The sequence below is a fragment of the Ottowia sp. SB7-C50 genome (assembly GCF_033110285.1).
Classification (GTDB): Bacteria; Pseudomonadota; Gammaproteobacteria; order Burkholderiales; family Burkholderiaceae_C; genus Ottowia.
The window spans coordinates 311159-327545 of sequence record NZ_CP136995.1 but is presented as its reverse complement, the minus strand read 5'-3'; the positions used below and the strand labels follow the sequence as shown (position 1 = coordinate 327545).

General features: G+C 68.8%; 16 protein-coding genes. 7 read left to right on the top strand and 9 right to left on the bottom strand.

The window, feature by feature from the left end; translation table 11 throughout:
- Positions 1-5 precede the first annotated feature (5 nt).
- Positions 6-983, bottom strand: coding sequence for a LysR family transcriptional regulator (locus R0D99_RS01540; protein WP_317749669.1), 978 nt, complete (start codon positions 981-983; stop codon positions 6-8).
- 202 nt (positions 984-1185) lie between these two features.
- On the opposite strand from R0D99_RS01540, the gene R0D99_RS01535 reads away from it, so the two are divergent.
- Positions 1186-1800 carry a hypothetical protein gene (locus tag R0D99_RS01535; protein ID WP_317749668.1) on the top strand — a complete coding sequence of 205 codons (615 nt, stop codon included), beginning with the start codon at positions 1186-1188 and terminating at the stop codon, positions 1798-1800.
- A 209-nt stretch (positions 1801-2009) separates the two neighbouring features.
- On the opposite strand, the gene R0D99_RS01530 is transcribed toward R0D99_RS01535, so the two are convergent.
- A complete protein-coding gene (locus tag R0D99_RS01530) occupies positions 2010-3938 on the bottom strand; it encodes an acyl CoA:acetate/3-ketoacid CoA transferase (protein WP_317749667.1) in 1929 nt (642 codons plus the stop codon).
- Between the two features lie 181 nt (positions 3939-4119).
- On the opposite strand from R0D99_RS01530, the gene R0D99_RS01525 reads away from it, so the two are divergent.
- Positions 4120-6342, top strand: a complete 2223-nt coding sequence (locus tag R0D99_RS01525) for a malate synthase G (protein ID WP_317749666.1) — start codon at positions 4120-4122, stop codon at positions 6340-6342.
- 75 nt (positions 6343-6417) lie between these two features.
- The gene (locus R0D99_RS01520; protein WP_317749665.1) at positions 6418-6723 is read left to right on the top strand and encodes a hypothetical protein; all 306 of its coding nucleotides are present in this window, start codon (positions 6418-6420) and stop codon (positions 6721-6723) included.
- A gap of 270 nt (positions 6724-6993) precedes the next feature.
- Here R0D99_RS01520 and R0D99_RS01515 read toward each other — a convergent pair whose 3' ends face one another.
- Entirely contained in the window at positions 6994-7371 is a 378-nt protein-coding gene (locus tag R0D99_RS01515; RefSeq protein WP_317749664.1) for a TraR/DksA family transcriptional regulator, read from the bottom strand.
- Between the two features lie 72 nt (positions 7372-7443).
- On the opposite strand from R0D99_RS01515, the gene R0D99_RS01510 reads away from it, so the two are divergent.
- A complete protein-coding gene (locus R0D99_RS01510; RefSeq protein WP_317749663.1) occupies positions 7444-7671 on the top strand; it encodes a cysteine-rich CWC family protein in 228 nt (75 codons plus the stop codon).
- A gap of 11 nt (positions 7672-7682) precedes the next feature.
- On the opposite strand, the gene R0D99_RS01505 is transcribed toward R0D99_RS01510, so the two are convergent.
- Positions 7683-8045 (bottom strand): hypothetical protein, encoded by a 363-nt coding sequence (locus tag R0D99_RS01505; protein ID WP_317749662.1) that lies wholly within the window; start codon positions 8043-8045, stop codon positions 7683-7685.
- Between the two features lie 68 nt (positions 8046-8113).
- On the opposite strand from R0D99_RS01505, the gene R0D99_RS01500 reads away from it, so the two are divergent.
- Both R0D99_RS01500 and R0D99_RS01495 read left to right on the top strand, forming a co-directional pair.
- Positions 8114-9598 carry a DHA2 family efflux MFS transporter permease subunit gene (locus R0D99_RS01500; protein WP_317749661.1) on the top strand — a complete coding sequence of 495 codons (1485 nt, stop codon included), beginning with the start codon at positions 8114-8116 and terminating at the stop codon, positions 9596-9598.
- Positions 9599-9608: 10 nt separating this feature from the next.
- Positions 9609-10376: a class II glutamine amidotransferase gene (locus tag R0D99_RS01495; RefSeq protein WP_317749660.1), complete on the top strand. Its 768-nt coding sequence runs from the start codon at positions 9609-9611 to the stop codon at positions 10374-10376.
- 107 nt (positions 10377-10483) lie between these two features.
- On the opposite strand, the gene R0D99_RS01490 is transcribed toward R0D99_RS01495, so the two are convergent.
- From R0D99_RS01490 to R0D99_RS01470, 5 genes are all read right to left on the bottom strand, one after another.
- Positions 10484-12109 (bottom strand): MFS transporter, encoded by a 1626-nt coding sequence (locus tag R0D99_RS01490; protein WP_317749659.1) that lies wholly within the window; start codon positions 12107-12109, stop codon positions 10484-10486.
- A gap of 157 nt (positions 12110-12266) precedes the next feature.
- Positions 12267-12710, bottom strand: coding sequence for a phage virion morphogenesis protein (locus tag R0D99_RS01485; protein WP_317749658.1), 444 nt, complete (start codon positions 12708-12710; stop codon positions 12267-12269).
- A 90-nt stretch (positions 12711-12800) separates the two neighbouring features.
- Entirely contained in the window at positions 12801-14060 is a 1260-nt protein-coding gene (locus R0D99_RS01480; protein WP_317749657.1) for a phage minor head protein, read from the bottom strand.
- Entirely contained in the window at positions 14060-15598 is a 1539-nt protein-coding gene (locus tag R0D99_RS01475; RefSeq protein ID WP_317749656.1) for a DUF935 domain-containing protein, read from the bottom strand. The genes R0D99_RS01480 and R0D99_RS01475 overlap by 1 nt, the downstream gene beginning before the upstream one ends.
- On the bottom strand, positions 15595-16149 hold the full coding sequence (locus R0D99_RS01470; RefSeq protein ID WP_317749655.1) for a hypothetical protein: 555 nt from the start codon (positions 16147-16149) through the stop codon (positions 15595-15597). Before R0D99_RS01470 ends, R0D99_RS01475 begins: the two co-directional genes overlap by 4 nt.
- Between R0D99_RS01470 and R0D99_RS01465 the strand changes: the two genes are divergently transcribed.
- Positions 16090-16368, top strand: coding sequence for a hypothetical protein (locus R0D99_RS01465; RefSeq protein ID WP_317749654.1), 279 nt, complete (start codon positions 16090-16092; stop codon positions 16366-16368). The genes R0D99_RS01470 and R0D99_RS01465 overlap by 60 nt on opposite strands.
- Positions 16369-16387 lie beyond the last annotated feature (19 nt).

The window sequence follows — 16387 nt, the reverse complement described above, 5'->3', positions numbered from 1 at the left end:
GAATGCTACCCCGCCGCCGCGCCGCGCCAGAAGGCCGGGTCGCCGTAGCGCGCGCGCAGGTAGTCCACCCACAGCCGCACGCGCAGTGGCAGGTGGCGCACCGCATGGGGCAGCACGGCGTAGATGCCGTTGGGCGGCGCGGCGAACGCCTCCAGCACCGGCACCAGCGTGCCATCGGCGATCTGCTGTTCTACCTCCCACGTGCTGCGCCATGCCAGGCCCTCGCCGGCCAGGCACCAGTCGTGCAGCACCTGGCCGTCGGAGCAGTCCAGCGGGCCTTCGAGGCGCAGGTAAATCAGCTCGCTGTCGTCCGTGCCGGTGCCGGCAGGGGTGCGTTCGTTGTCCGGCCCCTGGGCATTGCGCGGGACGCGGAACGCCCAGCCCCTCGTCTGCGAGGCGTCGCTGGACAGCACCAGGCAGTCGTGCTGCAGCAGGTCGCGCGGATGGCGCGGCGTGCCGCGGCGGCGCAGGTAGTCGGGCGCGGCCACGCACAGGCGGCGGTTGTCGGCCAGGCGGATGCTGACCAGCGACGAATCGGGCAGGTCGCCCACGCGCACGGCGCAGTCGTAGCCTTCGGCCGCCAGGTCGACCACGCGGTCGGACAGGTTGAGCGAAATGCGCAGGCGCGGGTGCTCGGCACGGAACGCCGGCAGCAGCGGCGCCACGTGCCGGCGCCCAAAGCCCGCGGGCGCCGTGATGCGCAGGTGCCCGCTGGCCTGCAACCCGCCGGCGGTGACGCTGGCTTCGGCGGCGGCCAGTTCGGCCAGCACGCGCTGGCAGTCGTCCAGAAAGGCCGTGCCTTCGTGCGTGAGCGCGATGCGCCGCGTGGTGCGCACCAGCAGCTTCACGCCCAGGTGTTCTTCCAGCGCGTCCAGCCGCCGGCTGACCACCGCCGGCGCCACGCCCTCGGCGCGCGCGGCGGCGCTGAGGCTGCCGCGCGTGGCCACCGACGCAAAGGTCTCCAGCGCCTTGAGCTTGTCCATGGGGGAATTATCGGCAGCGCGCGCCGGCGCGAGGCCGCTGCGCTGTTGGCCGGCACGCCAAGCGACGCCCGCGAACTGCCCCAACCCCTGCGCATGTGCCGCGCCGCAACGCCCCGCACTTGTGCGATCATGGCCATTCTGTCGCGTCTTGTTACATCCATGTCCGCCGCACCGCCCCCCCGCCTCTGCTGGCACTGCCGGCGTGGACGTTCGTGCGCTGAGCCTGGCGCAGTTGCAGAAGCTGGCCGAGCGCGGCAGCCGACGCGCCCGCGCCGAGTTGGAAGGCCGCATGCGCGCGGCGGCGGCCCAAGGGCAGCCGGTTGTCCCCGCGCCGCCCCCGGCGGCCGCAGCGGCCCGCCCGGCCGCGCCCCGCGCGCCCCTCGCACCGCCTGCGCGCGCCATGCCGTCGACACCTGCCACGACGGCGCCGAGGACGTCGGACGACGCGCTGCGCCAGCTGGAGCTGATCGCCCGCCAGGACGAAGCCCGCGCGCGCGCCGACGGCCCGCCGCGCCTGATGGGCATGGTGCTGATGGCCTGGGGCGTGCTGCTGCTGCTGGGCGGGCTCATCATGGCCACGCGCGGCGGCGGCTGGTATTACGCGGGCTGCGGGCTCGGGTCGGCCGCGGTCGGCTGGCTGCTGATGCAGCGCCGGCGCTGGGCCCTGGTGCTGCACGGTGTGCTGCTGCTGGTGGCCATCGCGTGGGCCTGGAAGACCGCACGGGGCAGCATGGGCCTGGCGCTGGTGCAGTCGGCGCCGCTGTGGATCGCCGCGCTGTGGATGGCGGTGCCAGCGGTGCGCGAATCGCTGGAATAGGCCAGACCGGAAACGGAATACCGGACGCGAAGGGCGCGAAGGCTTCGCGAAGGACGCGAAAGAAACCGCCGGAAGGGTGGTGCGCTGGTGTTGGATGCGTCTGCTGCCAAATCTCTAGGTGGTCCGACCGCGACGGCGCCGTTTTTTTAAGTCAAAACATCGCCCAGCGCTTGCTCATAAAGCGCAGACAGCTACCATTAGCATAGCAATCAGTCCCCCGATCCGCCCTTCAGCCGCGACTTGATGAAACCCGTGGTGCCGTAGCGCGTGACGCGCTTGTACAGCTGCGCCATCAGGCGGTGCACCACGTCGGCATAGGCGTCCACCAGTTCGGGGGCGATGCCGAAGTGGTCGTAGTTGACCACCACGTCCACCCGTTCGCCAAACGGCTCCAGCAGCGCGCGCACTGCGGTGTCGATGGCGGTGATGGTGGTGGACGAATTGACCTGCAAGCCGGAGAAGTCGATGTGCAGCACGCGCGCGGCCGGGTCCAGGTGCAGGCGCTCGGCCAGCGGACGCTCGAGCAACTGGCCGCGCAGGCCCAGCGGCTCGGGCACGAACAGGCGCTCGTCCATGGTCTTCAGGTCGGCGGCGATGCGCGGCTTGAACGACATGTGGGCCAGCACGTCGCGCTGCAGGTCGACGCCGGGGGCGATCTCGAACAGCTCCAGCTCGCCGCCCGCGCCATCTTCGCGCGGCACCAGGCGGAACACGGCGCGCTCGGTCACGTACAGCACGCGCTGGCCGCGCCGCACCGCCTCGGCGCCGGAAAACGTCCGGTGCTCGACCTCGCGCACGAACTTGCGCGCGCCGCCTTCGCGCGCAATGGTCATCCGGCCGCCGTCCAGCCGCACTTCAAGCTGCCCGGCCGTGAAGGTGCCGACAAACACCACCGTGCGCGCGTTCTGGCTGATGTTGATGAAGCCGCCCGCACCGGCCAGGCGCGGGCCGAACTTGCTGACGTTCAGGTTGCCATGCTGGTCGGCCTGCGCCAGCCCCAGCACGGCGATGTCCAGGCCACCGCCGTCGTAGAAGTCGAACTGGTTGGGCTGGTCGATGATGGCCTGCGGGTTGACGGCGGCGCCAAAGTTCAGCCCGCCGGCCGGCATGCCGCCCACCACGCCGGGCTCGGCCGTCAGGGTCAGCAGGTCGATGATCTTTTCTTCGGCGGCGACGTTGGCCACGCCTTCGGGCATGCCTATCCCTAAGTTCACCACCTGGTGCGGGCGCAGCTCCAGCGCGGCGCGGCGGGCGATGACCTTGCGCTCCGACAGGCCCATGGGCGGCAGGCGGTCCATGGGCACGCGCACTTCGGCCGCAAAGGCGGGGTTGTACGGCTCGCCGAAGGTCTGCTCATGGTGCGACGGATGGGCGGCCACCACCACGGCATCGACCAGCACGCCCGGCACCTTGACCTGGCGCGGGTGCAGGCTGCCGCGCTCGGCCAGGCGCTCGACCTGCGCGATGACGACGCCGCCCGAGTTGCGCGCCGCCATCGCAATGGCCAGCGCCTCCAGCGTCAGCGCCTCGCGCTCCATGGTCAGGTTGCCGTCCGGGTCGGCCGTGGTGGCGCGGATGATGCCGACGTGGATCGGGAACGCGCGGTAGAACAGGAAGTCCTCGCCGTTGATGGGCAGCAGCTGCACCAGGTCTTCGGTGGTGCGGGCGTTCAGCTTGCCGCCGCCGTGGCGGGGATCGACAAAGGTGCCCAGCCCCACGCGCGTCAGCGTGCCGGGCTTGCCGGCGGCGATGTCGCGGAACAGGTGGCAGATCACGCCCTGCGGCAGGTTCCAGGCTTCGATCAGGTTGTCCACGGCCAGCTTCTGCACCTTGGGCACCAGTCCCCAGTGGCCGCCCACCACGCGCTTCAGCAGGCCGGCGTGGCCGAAGTGGTTGAGCCCGCGGTGCTTGCCGTCGCCCTGGCCGGCGGCGTAGACCAGCGTGAGGTCGCGCGGGTGCTGCGAGGCGACAAAGCGCTCTTCCAGCGCCACCGCCACGCCTTCGGCAAAGCCGATGCCGACAAAGCCGCCGGTGGCCACGGTGTCGCCGTCGTGAATCAGCTGCACCGCCTCGGCGGCGGTGACGATCTTGTTCTTGTGCGGGCTGTGGTGAATCTGCTGCGGGTCGAATCCGTGCATGGGGGGGTGCCTCCTCGACCGCCAGCATAAGCGGGCGCGACGGGCGCCGTATATTTGCAAAAAAGTCAAAAGTTTTTCATTCTTTGATTTGTTTATTGCCTAAAACAAATCGAATACAGTGATCGATGCGGCACGCGCCCTGCGCGCCCTTTTTCATTCTTTTTTTCCAGGAAAGCCCGCCATGACCCAGCGCACCCCCGTTCACGACCTGAAGGTCGCCACCGAGCTGTACCACTTCGTCAACAACGAAGTGCTGCCCGACGTGGGCGTGGCGCCGGCCGCCTTCTGGCAGGGCTTTTCGACGCTGGTGACCGAGCTGGCACCCAAGAACGCCGCCCTGCTGGCCGAGCGCGACCGCCTGCAGGCCGAGCTGGACACCTGGCACCGCGCCAACCCCGGCCCCATCAAGGACATGCGCGCCTACCGCGCCTTCCTGGAAGGCATCGGCTACCTGGTGCCGCAGCCGGCCAAGGTGCAGATCACCACCGCCAACGTCGACGACGAACTGGCCGTGCAGGCCGGCCCGCAGCTGGTGGTGCCGATCCTGAACGCGCGCTACGCGCTGAACGCCGCCAACGCGCGCTGGGGCAGCCTGTACGACGCGCTGTACGGCACCGACGTGATCGCCGAGACCAAGGGCCTGGAAAAAGGCGCCAAGTACAACGCCCGCCGCGGCGCCAAGGTCATCGAGTGGGCGCGCCACGTGCTGGACCGCACCGCGCCACTCAAGAAAGGCTCGCACGTCGATTCGGTGGGCTACGTCGTCAACAAGCATGGCGAGCTGGTGGTCAAGCTCAAGGGCGGCAAATCGACCAAGCTGGCCGACAACAGCCAGTTCGTTGGCTACCAGGGCCCGGCCAAGGCGCCCACGTCGATCCTGCTGGTGCACAACGGCCTGCACATCGACATCCGCATTGATCCCAAGTCGCCCATCGGCAAGACCGACCCGGCCGGCGTGGCCGACCTGGTGGTGGAAGCCGCCGTCTCCACCATCCTCGACCTGGAAGATTCGGTGGCCTGCGTCGACGCACAGGACAAGGTGCTGGGCTATCGCAACTGGCTGGGCATCCTGCGCGGCACGCTGACCGAAAGCTTCGAGAAGGGCGGCAAGACCATGACGCGTGGGCTGAACCCCGACCGCGTCTACACCGCGCCCGACGGCGGGAAAGAGGTGACGCTGCACGGCCGCTCGCTCATGTTCGTGCGCAACGTCGGCCACCTGATGACCAACCCGGCCATCCTGTGGAAGAACGCGCAAGGCCAGTGGAAGGAAATCCCCGAAGGCATCATGGACGCGGCCATCACCACCGCCATTGCCCTGCACGACCTGCAGGGCAAGGGCGCCGACGGCCTGCGCAACTCGCGCACCGGCAGCGTCTACATCGTCAAGCCCAAGATGCACGGCCCGACCGAGGTGGCCTTTGCCAGCGAACTGTTCGGCCGCGTCGAAAAGCTGCTGGGCCTGAAGGAAAGCACCGTCAAGCTGGGCATCATGGACGAGGAGCGCCGCACCAGCGTCAACCTGAAGGCCTGCATCGACGCCGCCAAGAGCCGCGTGGCCTTCATCAACACCGGCTTCCTGGACCGCACCGGCGATGAGATGCACAGCTGCATGCAGGCCGGCCCGGTGTACCGCAAGGGCGACATGAAGACCAGCGCCTGGATCCAGGCCTATGAGCGCAACAACGTGCTCACGGGCCTGGCCTGCGGCCTGCGCGGCAAGGCGCAGATCGGCAAGGGCATGTGGGCCATGCCCGACCTGATGGCCGAGATGATGAAGCAGAAGATCGGCCACCCCAAGGCCGGTGCCAACACCGCCTGGGTGCCCAGCCCCACCGGCGCCACGCTGCACGCCATGCACTACCACCAGCTGCTGGTGAGCGACGTGCAAAAGCAGATGGAAGCCGAGCTGACCAAGGCCGACCCCGCCGCGCTGCGCGACGAGCTGCTGAGCGGCCTGCTGACCATCCCCGTGGTGGGCGAGGACAAGTGGACTCCGGCCGAGAAGCAGCAGGAGCTGGACAACAACGCGCAGGGCATCCTGGGCTACGTGGTGCGCTGGGTCGACCAGGGCGTGGGCTGCTCCAAGGTGCCCGACATCCACCACGTAGGCCTGATGGAAGACCGCGCCACGCTGCGCATCAGCAGCCAGCACATGGCCAACTGGCTGCTGCACCGCGTGGTCAGCAAGGGCCAGGTGCAGGCCACGCTCGAGCGCATGGCGGCCCTGGTCGACCAGCAGAACGCCGGTGACCCGCTTTACCGCCCCATGCACGGCAACTTCAAGAAGTCCGCCGCCTTCAAGGCCGCGTGCGACCTGGTGTTCAAGGGCATCGAGCAGCCCAGCGGCTACACCGAGCCGCTGCTGCACGCGTGGCGGCAGAAGGTGAAGGCCGGCGCCTGACGCGCGGCCGCCCGCGCGCGACATGAAAGCGGCGCCCGCCGGCGCCGTTTTTCATGGCGCAGTCAAAATCGCCCCATGCCCTTGCGTTACCTGATCTTCGACGCCAGCGACGACGGCGCGGGCACCGGCACGTGGGAAGCGATGGCCAGCGTGCGTGCGCCCGATCTGCCGGCCGTGCGGACCGAAGTGCAGCGCGTGATCGACTGGGCCGAGGCGCACGCGCCCGGCCCGCGCGCGCCGCTGGACGAGGGCGGGGCGTGGGACGCCGATGTGCACACCGCGCAAGACGGCGACTGGATTGCGTTGACCTTCACGCTCACCGGCCCTTGGGAATGGGGCGAAGCGATGCGCGCGGCGTTGACGCCGGAAGATGCTATTTAATTAATAGCTGTCTGCGCTTTTATGGCAAGCGCCAGCGGCCGATAAGGCATAAATCCGCATCCAAAGCCACCCACCGGAAACCGCCTTCTTACATCGTCGTTTCCGCGCAGGCGGGAATCCAGCGGCGCTGGGCAAACCCGCTGGCGTGGTGGATGCATGGCTTCCCGCCTGCGCGGGAATGACGACTGTCGACTTGCCTGAGCTCCAAACAAAAACGCGGGGCCTGCACCCCGAGTTTTCGGCGTCGCGCCAAATGGCGCGCGGCATGCTTCAGAGGCGCGCCTGCTGCTGCTCCCACTTGGTCTTGCAGGCCACGCAGTGCTGCGTCATGGGTTCGATCTTCAGGCGCTCGAACGGGATGGCGCAGCCGCATTCTTCACACTGGCCGTATTCGCCGTCGTCCATCGCTTCCAGCGCGCGGTCGATGCGCGCCAGTTCGTCGGCGTCCATGGCGGTCAGGGCGCCGTCGACTTCGCGCGTCTGGTTCTTCAGCCGCGCGTTTTCGTCCTGCGACACGCTGCCGGCGTTGTTTTCGGCCGGGGCCAGGTTTTCCAGGTTCTGCGCCATCTGCTGCTGCAGTTCCTTGCGGCGCGACAGCAGCAGCGCCTTGAGTTCGTCGCGCTGGGCGGTGGTGAGTTTCTGGGTCATGGTGATCTCCTGAATGGCTTTGGCGTCGGCGACCATTCGCCCAGACGCTTCGTCCCGCAGAATACCACCCGCATGACCCCCGCCGCCGTCCCAGACCCCGCCCTCTGCCCGCTGTGCAGCCAGCCCAACCGCTGTGCCATGGAGGCCGAACGCGCCAGCGGCACGCCGCAGCCGCCGTGCTGGTGCACACAGGTGGATTTCGCGCCGGCGCTGCTGGACCGCATCCCCGCCGCCGCACAAGGCCGCGCCTGCGTCTGTGCGCGCTGCCAGGCGCAGTTTGTGGCGCCGCCCGGCGGCTGAGTGCGCGCCGATCAGTTGACGGGCTTGCTGTCCGCCGAGGTGAGCCAGTCGGTCAGCGCCTGCACGGTGGCGTCGCTGACCTGCCGGTGGCCGACGATGGCGCGCCAGCCGCTGCTGGTTTCGCGCATTTCGTCGGCCCAGTGGCGCGCCACGCCGGCGCGGTCGTTGCCGCGGCTGGCGGCGCGCTCGCGCAGCAGTCGAAACTCGGGCGCCTCGCCGCGCGCCGGCGTGCCGTGGCAGTTCAGGCAGCCCATGTCGGCCGCCAGACTGGCCCCCGGCCGGGCCGCGACGGGTGCTGGCGCCTGCGCCAGCGCAGCGCCACCGGGCGCGATCACACACAAGACCAGGCAAGCGGCACGGACGAGGTTTTTCATGGCGGCATGATAGCCCCGGCGCCGCCGCTATGCTTTGGGCGACCGCGTATTTTTCAGCTCGCCGCCGCATGACCGCCCCCGCCCCGCCCGCGATCGACCCCGCGTCGGGCGAGGCCTTGCGCGCCCGCTATGGCGAGCGCTACCGCTGGCTGCTGCTGGCCGCGCTGATGGTGGGCGTGATGGCGTCGATCATGTCGTCCACGGTGGTGAACGTGGCCATTCCCGGTCTGTCGCACCAGTTCGCGCTGGGGCAGGAACGCGCGCAGTGGGTCACCAGCGGCTTCATGGTGGCCAGCACGGTGTCGATGCTGGTCACGCCCTGGCTGCTGGCGCGCTACGGCTACCGCGCCACCTACGCCGGCTGCATGTGGCTGTTGCTGGCCGGCGGGCTGCTGGGCGGCGTGGCGCAGAACTTCGAGCTGGTGCTGCTGGCGCGCGTGGCCGAGGGCCTGGCAGCGGGTGTGGTGCAGCCGATTCCGGCCATCGTCATCATGCGCGCCTTCGAGCCGCATGAGCAGGGCCGCGCCAGCGGGCTGTTCGGCATGGGCGTGGTGCTGGCGCCGGCGGTGGGGCCGTCGATTGGCGGGCTGCTGGTCGATGCGTTCGGCTGGCGCTCGATCTTCTTCATGGTGGCGCCGTTCTGCGCCGTGTCGCTGTGGCTGGCGCACCGCTATGTGCCGACCACGGCGCCGGGCGGCGCCGTGGCCAACCGGGACGAGTCGCTGGACTGGGTCGGCCTGGCGGTCGGCACGCTGGGCACGCTGAGCCTGCTGAACGGCCTGGTTGCCCTGCGCCGTGGGCCGCCCGCCGAGGCGCTGGGCCTGCTGGTGCTGGCGCTGGCGTGCGGGGCCGGCTTCGTGCTGTGGCAGAAGCGCCGCATGGCGGCCGGGCAGGCGCCGCTGATGAACCTGCGGCTGTACGCGTGGCGGCCATTTGCCATGGGCGCGCTGGTGGCGCTGATCTACGGCACGGCGCTGTTCGGCTCGACCTACCTGCTGCCGGTGTACATGCAGATGGGCCTCGGCCTGTCGGCGGCCAGCGTGGGCGCCATCCTGCTGCCGTCCGGGCTGGTGCTGGCGGTGGTGATTCCGCTGGCGGCGCGGCTGGCCGACCGCATGCCGGCGCGTGGCCTGGTCAGCACCGGGCTGTCGCTGCTGGCGCTGTCGTTCGCCGCCATGGTGACGATGCAGCTGGGCGGCAGCCTGTGGTGGCTGATGGGGCTAACCATCGTCGGCCGCGTCGGCCTGGGCTTCATCCTGCCGTCGCTCAACCTGGGCGCGATGCGCGGGCTGGACAAGGCGCTGATCTCGCAGGCCTCCAGCGCCATCAACTTCGTGCGCATGCTGGGCGGCGCGGCGGGCGTCAGCCTGTGCGGCATCGCGCTGGAATGGCGCCTGGCCGCGCACGGCACGTCGCTGACCGACGGCGCGCACCCGGCCGCGCGGCTGGCCGCGTTCGACGAGGTGTTCTTGATGCTGGCGGCACTGTGCGCGCTGGCCATGCTGGCGGCGCGCGGGCTGGGCACGCACGGGCGCCTGCCGCAGCAGGGGTAGGATTCAGCCCATGTGCCAGCTGCTCGGGATGAACTGCAACACGCCGACCGACGTGACGTTCTCGTTCGCCGGTTTCGCGCAGCGCGGCGGCCGCACCGACCACCACGCCGACGGCTGGGGCATCGCCTTCTTCGAGGGGCGCGGCGTGCGCCTGTTCGTCGACCCCGGCGCCGCCGCCGAATCGCCGGTGGCCGAGCTGATCCGCCGCTACCCGATCAAGAGCCGGCTGGTCATCTCGCACATCCGCAAGGCCACGGTGGGCCAGGTGATGCTGCAGAACTGCCACCCCTTCGTGCGCGAGCTGTGGGGCCGCTACTGGGTGTTTGCGCACAACGGCGACCTGAAGGACTACGCGCCGCGCCTGCACAGCCACTTCAGGCCGGTGGGCGACACCGACAGCGAACAGGCCTTCTGCTGGCTGATGCAGGAGCTGGCCAAGGCGCACGCCAGCGTGCCGCCGGTGGCCGAGCTGACTCGCACGCTGCGCGAGCTGGTGCCGCGCGTGGCCGCGCACGGCACGTTCAACTTCCTGCTGTCCAACGGCGAGGCGCTGTGGGCGCATGCCTCGACCAAGCTGTGCTACATCGTGCGCCAGCACCCGTTTGCAACGGCGCGGCTGGCCGACGAGGACCTGTCGGTCAACTTTGCCGAGCACACCACGCCCGACGACCGCGTGGCCGTGGTCGCCACCACGCCGCTGACGCGCGACGAGCAGTGGACGCATTTCGAGCCGGGCGAGCTGAAGGTCTTCGTGGACGGCACGCCGCTGGCGGTGTGAGCGCCGTGCGCTGCCAGCGCCTCAAGACGCTATTGATACGATAGCTTCCTGCGCAGCAGGGAAAAGCGCTGGCGGCCTATTGCACGCCAAACCGTGGGCCCACGCCCTCACGTGCCGCGCACCGTGCTCTGGCGCACCGTGCGGCGCACGCGCGGCGGCTCGTCGCCGATGTGGAACGCCAGCTTGCGCTCGCGCAGCGCCACGTCGGCGGCGCTGGCGCGTTCGAAGCGGCGCAGGTGATCGGTCCACGACGCGTCCTCGATCACCTCGATGTAACGGCCCGGCTCGTGGATGTCGGCCAGCAGGTCCCACGCCACCGCGCCCTGGCGCAGGCGCGAGCGGCGGCTTTCTTCCATCAGCGTGCGAAAGGCGGGGCCGTCCTCGGGGTCGATCACGTATTCAACCGTAACGATCACGTGCCCGCTCTCGGGCGGCGCGCTCACGCTGGGGCGCGGCAGTGCGCTGGCGGGCGTGGGGTCTTCGATCACGCCGCGGTCGGGCCAGCGCCAGTTGGCAAAGGCCATGGCCGCAATGCCGCTGGCCGCGCCCAGGCCCAGCGCCAGCGGCACGCTGCTCCAGGTGGCCACCTGGCCCCACACGGCCGCGCCCAACGCGGCCGCGCCCATGATCGCCATCTGGTACATCGACATGCCGCGCGCGCGCACCCAGTCGGGCAGGCTGATCTGTGCCGACACGCTGAGCGTGTTGGCCGTGGTCAGCCACGCCGCGCCGCCCAGCGCCATGGCCAACACGCCCAGCCAGATGTGGGTGGTGACGGCCATCAGTGCCATCGTCGCCGTCTGCACGCCCGCCCCCAGCAGCACCAGCCGGTCGCGCGAATACAGCTGGCGCAGGCGCGGCAGCGCAAAGGTGGACGCAATGGCGCCCGCACCCATGGCCGCCAGCAGCACGGTGAAGGTGCCCGCGTCGCCGCCCTTGATCTGGCGCGCCACCAACGGCAGCAACGCCATCAGCGCGGTGGAATGGAAGAAGAAGATGGCGATGCGCAGCAGCACGCCCTTCAGGTGGTACGACTGCGCCACGTACTGCAGGCCCACGCGCATGGCGCCGCGCAGGCTTTCGCGGCCCAGCGGATGCGGCTTGTGCACGCGCTGCCAGCGCGTGATGACCACCGCCGCCGCCACCGACAGCACGGCGTTGAGCAGGAACACCCAGGCGCTGCCCAGGCTGGCGATCACCGCGCCGGCGATCAGCGGCCCCATGATGCGCGACGCGTTCATCGACACGCCGTTGAGCGCCAGCGCCGCCGGCAGCTTGGCGCGCGGCACCAGCTCGGGCACGATGGCGGCAAACACCGGCCAGCGCAGCGCCAGCCCCACGCCATTGAGGAACAGCAGCACCAGCAGCAGCGGCGGCGTCACCACCCCCATGAACACCGCCAGCGCCAGCAGCGCGCCCACCACCGCCACCCACACCTGCGTGAAAAACAGGAAGCGCTTGCGGTTCAGGATGTCGGCCAGCGCGCCCGACGGCAGCCCCAGCAGGAACACCGGCAACGTGGCCGCCGTCTGCACCAGCGCCACCCAGATCGGCGTCGACGTGAGCGTGGTCATCAGCCACGCCGCCGCCACGTCATTCATCCACATGCACAGGTTGGCGATCAGCCACGTGCTCCACAGCATGGTGAACACGCCATGCTGGAACGGCGCCAGCGCGCCCAGGTCGGCGTCGTCAGGCGCTGGGGTGGAAGGGGCTTGGTCTGAATCGGGCATCAGCGACCGATGATAGGTGAAAGGAACTGAGATATTCACAGGGCGGGCGCTGCGATATTTCCGGGATTCTCCGGGATGTACGGGGCTTTAGGGGGACGATCACTGCAACGGCGTTGCCACTGTGGAAAAAATTGGCGCCGATGAATTTTGCGTGATTTCAGGCCAGGTCAAGCCACTCAGTCAGCACGTCGATGACTGCACGTTCGTCCGCTGGCGCCAAGGTGCCGGCGTCGGGGTTCTGGAACATCAGCCCGCGTCGAGGCATGCGCTTGGTCCCCCACTCGTGATAGGCCGCGTAGGGCTGTCCAAAACCCACCGTCACGCTGGAAGAGTCCGCGTGCCAGTTCAAACTGCCCATCAAATCCCCGTACCGATCTAGAAGTCGCCGATTGCCGTCCTTGGGGTAGCTTTCCAAAGTCGCCGGCGCCCACGGCGCCCAGGATGCGCCACTGGGGTCGCTTTCGGTCTCGAAGCGCCCGCTGATACGGTTTTCCATCTCTTGACCAATCGCTGCCAAGACCGGGCTCAGGTCGCCCACGCGCGCCTGCAGCTGCGCCCAATAGGCGCTAAACGCTCGGTCATCAACCTCAATTGTCAGCACGCTCCGCCCCCTGTATCATGTGACTTCCCCGCCACCGTTTTGGACGTAAGCCGCACGGGCCGCAAGGCAGCATGATGGCTGGCGGGGCTCTCATTTGGCTTTGCGCTTCCACAGCGAATAGATCGTGATCAGCCCTCGCCGAACCTTGGCGATGAAGCCGTAGCGAAACTCTCCAAACACAGCCTCACCCGCTACCAGCGGCGTGCCATCCCCGGCATAGGCCGGATCACCTCTCTCCAGCACAGCGGCATTGAAGATCGCCGGAAACGCCGCCACATCCGCTGATGTGATCGGCACTTGGCCGCGTTTGAACTCGGCGTTTCCGCCGTGATTCTTGAACGTGTGCAGCACACCGTCGTGGTCCAGCCCAAGCAACCTCCCACCCGGCTCCAGCCCCAACTCGTTCATTTGACTGATGACCTTGTCCGCCAGTGGCGCCATGGCAAGCGCCGGCCGCTTGGTCTGCTTTTGCAATCTCGCCGTTTCAGCATAGGTCGCCGCCGCGGCCTCCAGCGTCAACCCCTCCAGCTGCGCCGCCTGGGCCAGCGCGGGCGTGGCCTGGCGCATCTTGGCGGTCACCAGCGCGTCCAGCTCGTGCCGCCGCGCCGCGCCGGGGTTGTAGCCGAACCCTGGATCAACACCCACCGGCACGCGCGACACCTCGCCCGTTCGCGCATTCACAAACTCGGTCGTCACCACGTCCGGCGGCTGCTTGATCATCGTGCCGCCGCCCGGCGTCTTGCCGTCCTGGTACTCACGCTCGTTGACCGAAACCACCCGGCATCGGCAGCGCCAGCCGTTCGGCGGATAGTGCGTCTGCCAAAAAGCATCGCCCACCGGCAGCGTCACGTTGTCCCAGGCCGCATGCAGCGGGCGTACGCGGTCGTCGCGCTTGGTGATGTACCGCAGGTAGGGGTGCGACCGCTTGGTGCGCTCAATGCGCTCCCACTGGCCCGCCGCCGCGGCTTGCCGTGTGTTGGTGTCGAAGATCAGCTTCAGCCGCGCGGGGTCAAACCGCGTCGTCACCATCTTGCCCGTGGCAGGGTCCAGCACCTGCTTGTCGCCCCACCAGCCGGCATCACGCAGCAGCTGCTCGGTATCGCGCATCCAGTCCCGACGCTGCAGATCGCCCGACACACTGCGGCTCAGGCTGTCCTGAATTGCCTGCAGCAGGTCCAGCCGCGCCAGGCGCGACACCGTGAAATGGTGGCTGTGCTCAGCCTGCCACATGTCCTGCCAGCTGAAAGTCAGCGCACCGCGTTCGCGCTCCTGCATCCAGCGCATCGCATCGGCTGGCTTCAGGCGGCGCAGCTCGGCAAACTCGGCCGCGGTCAGGCCATCGGGCGCCATCAGACCTGCTCGCCGCCCGCGTTGCCCGCCAGTCGGCCCGTGTACGCCAGGTTGGTCAGCGCGTCCACCAGCGCCGCGTCATCCATCGACGCCATCAGCTGCGGCAGCTGCTCGAGCAGCTGGCCGGCCGTCAAATTCTTGGCAGCCGCCTGCTCCAGCAGCGCGCGCAGCGGTGCAGCCATCGGCTCGACCACCTGGCGCCACTGGCCCAGCTCGGTCGCCACCAGGTGGTCAATGGCATCGGGCGCCGCCGCGCCACCCTCGGCAAAGCTCGCCGGGTCTGCCGGCTGCTGGTTGCCTTGGCCGGTGGTGGGCGGCAGGCTCGGGGCCGACTTCAGCACCCAGTGCTGCCCATACTTCGACTGCGCGCCTTCCTCGGTCATCTGGAAGCCCAGCGAAGCCACGTTCTTGTCGGTCTCCGACTCCGCCTTCAGGTCTTCTTCCTTCTCCACGCGGCGATACACCAGGCACGGCTGCAGCCCGTTGTACTCGCAAATCCACTTGATCAGCGTGTCGTTGAGCGTCTCGCTCAGCAGGTCGCTGTCGGCCTGGCTCAGCTCCAGCCGAACGTCCTCGCGCTCTTTCGCTGCTGCGGCCAGCGCGCCGCCGTTCTGGCCACGCGGCGACTGGCCCAGGATCACCTCCATGATCCAGTCGTCCATGAACTCCACATGCGCCTGGTGCGGCGTGGCCGATCCGTTGATCTTGCTTTCCAGCAGCTCGATCATCGTGCCCTCGGGCGTCATGATCATGCCGTCGTTGCTCACCGCCCGCAGCGCCTCGAACAGCGTGCCCTTCTCGCGGGGCGTCGCGCTTGTCGGGTATTTGCCCCAAGGAATCGGCAGCCCAAACCGGTCAAGAAACTTCGTCCACGCCAGCACGCCCTTGCGCTTGAAGAACACCGGCCAATACAGCTGCAGCCCCAGTCCCGTGCCATAGGGGTTGTCGTCTTCGGCATTCACACGGTGCACGATAAACTTGCGCGCCGGCACCGGCACGCCTCGCTGCATGTCGCTTTTGGTCAGCAGCCGCAGCTCGGGCGCCTGATCTTCCTCCTGCGTGAAGACGAATCGACGGTGCGACCGGCGCACCACGCGCGCCGGCACCACCATCTGGCGCGATGTGCCGTCGTGTGTGATGTCCTTCAGCGTCCACACCACCTCGGCGGGCTGCCAGCCCACCAGCAGCGCATCCATCAGCCCGCTGCACAGCTGGTCAAAGTTGAAGCCGCCCAGAATGTCATCCAGCAGCGCCGCATCGCGCGTGCCCTGGTTGCTCTCGGTCACCGGCTCCACCGTCCAGTCGCGCCCCACCACCGCCAGCTTGCGCTTCTGCAGGCCGCTGAACACCTTGCCGTCGCGACGAAGGTCTCGGTACAGATCATGCGCCTCGCTGCCATGCAGCCCGCGCTCGACCAGCAGCGGATCGTTGGTCCGCATCAGCCCCATGAACACGCTGCTGAACGGGTCGCTCGCCTGCGTCGCCACCTCGCTGTCCAGCGGCGGCAGCTCGGGCTTCCTGTCTTGGGTGTCGCTCATAAAAAGCCCCGGTAATCGTCGGCGCCGGACACTGGCCCGTCGCTCATGAACTCAATGGGAGGGGCGCCGTTCTGCGTGGCAAACCACGCCAGCGCGCCGGCGACGGCGCTGTCGCCGTGCCGCTCGCCGCCGTCCGCATCCTTGGCCTTGGCGCCGTCCGGCACCTTGGGCACGCCCTTGATCATCTGCACCGCCCGGTGGTCGGTCAGCAGCCCATCGTCGCGCGGAATCGTGATGTTGCCGTCTTCAAACGCTGCCTTGTAGCGAGGCATCTGGTCGATGTACCACTGCTGACTCAGCATCACCCGATGGATGCGCGTGCTGCCATAGCGCTGCGCTGCCACCTCGCCCAGGTACTGTCCGTTGCCACGCGTATCGTTGGCGCCGCAGGAAAAATTGGGCAGCCCATCCACCACGTAGAACAGCACCTGTTCTTGCTGCTTGAACGGCACGTTGCGCATCTCGATCACGAACGGCGCGCGCTTGTGCAGATGCTGGTCTTCGATCAGCGGCAGGATGACCGACAGGTCGACGTTGCGCGCGAAGTCCATGCCGTAGTAGCTGCGCCCGGCAACATCGGCGCCGACGGCAACGGCCTGAGCCTGGGCGAGCCGGCCTTCGGCTTCACCAGCTGGATGGAAGGTCACCCATTCGTCGAGACGCCGTACTACCAGCGCGAAAGCAAGTCCTGGATTTACGGCGCCACCTTCGAGCGCAAGCCCACGCTGGTGCGTGGCAGCGCCGGCTTCCTGTTCCAGAACCCGGCGTAACTGCAAAGCCCTGAGAGCG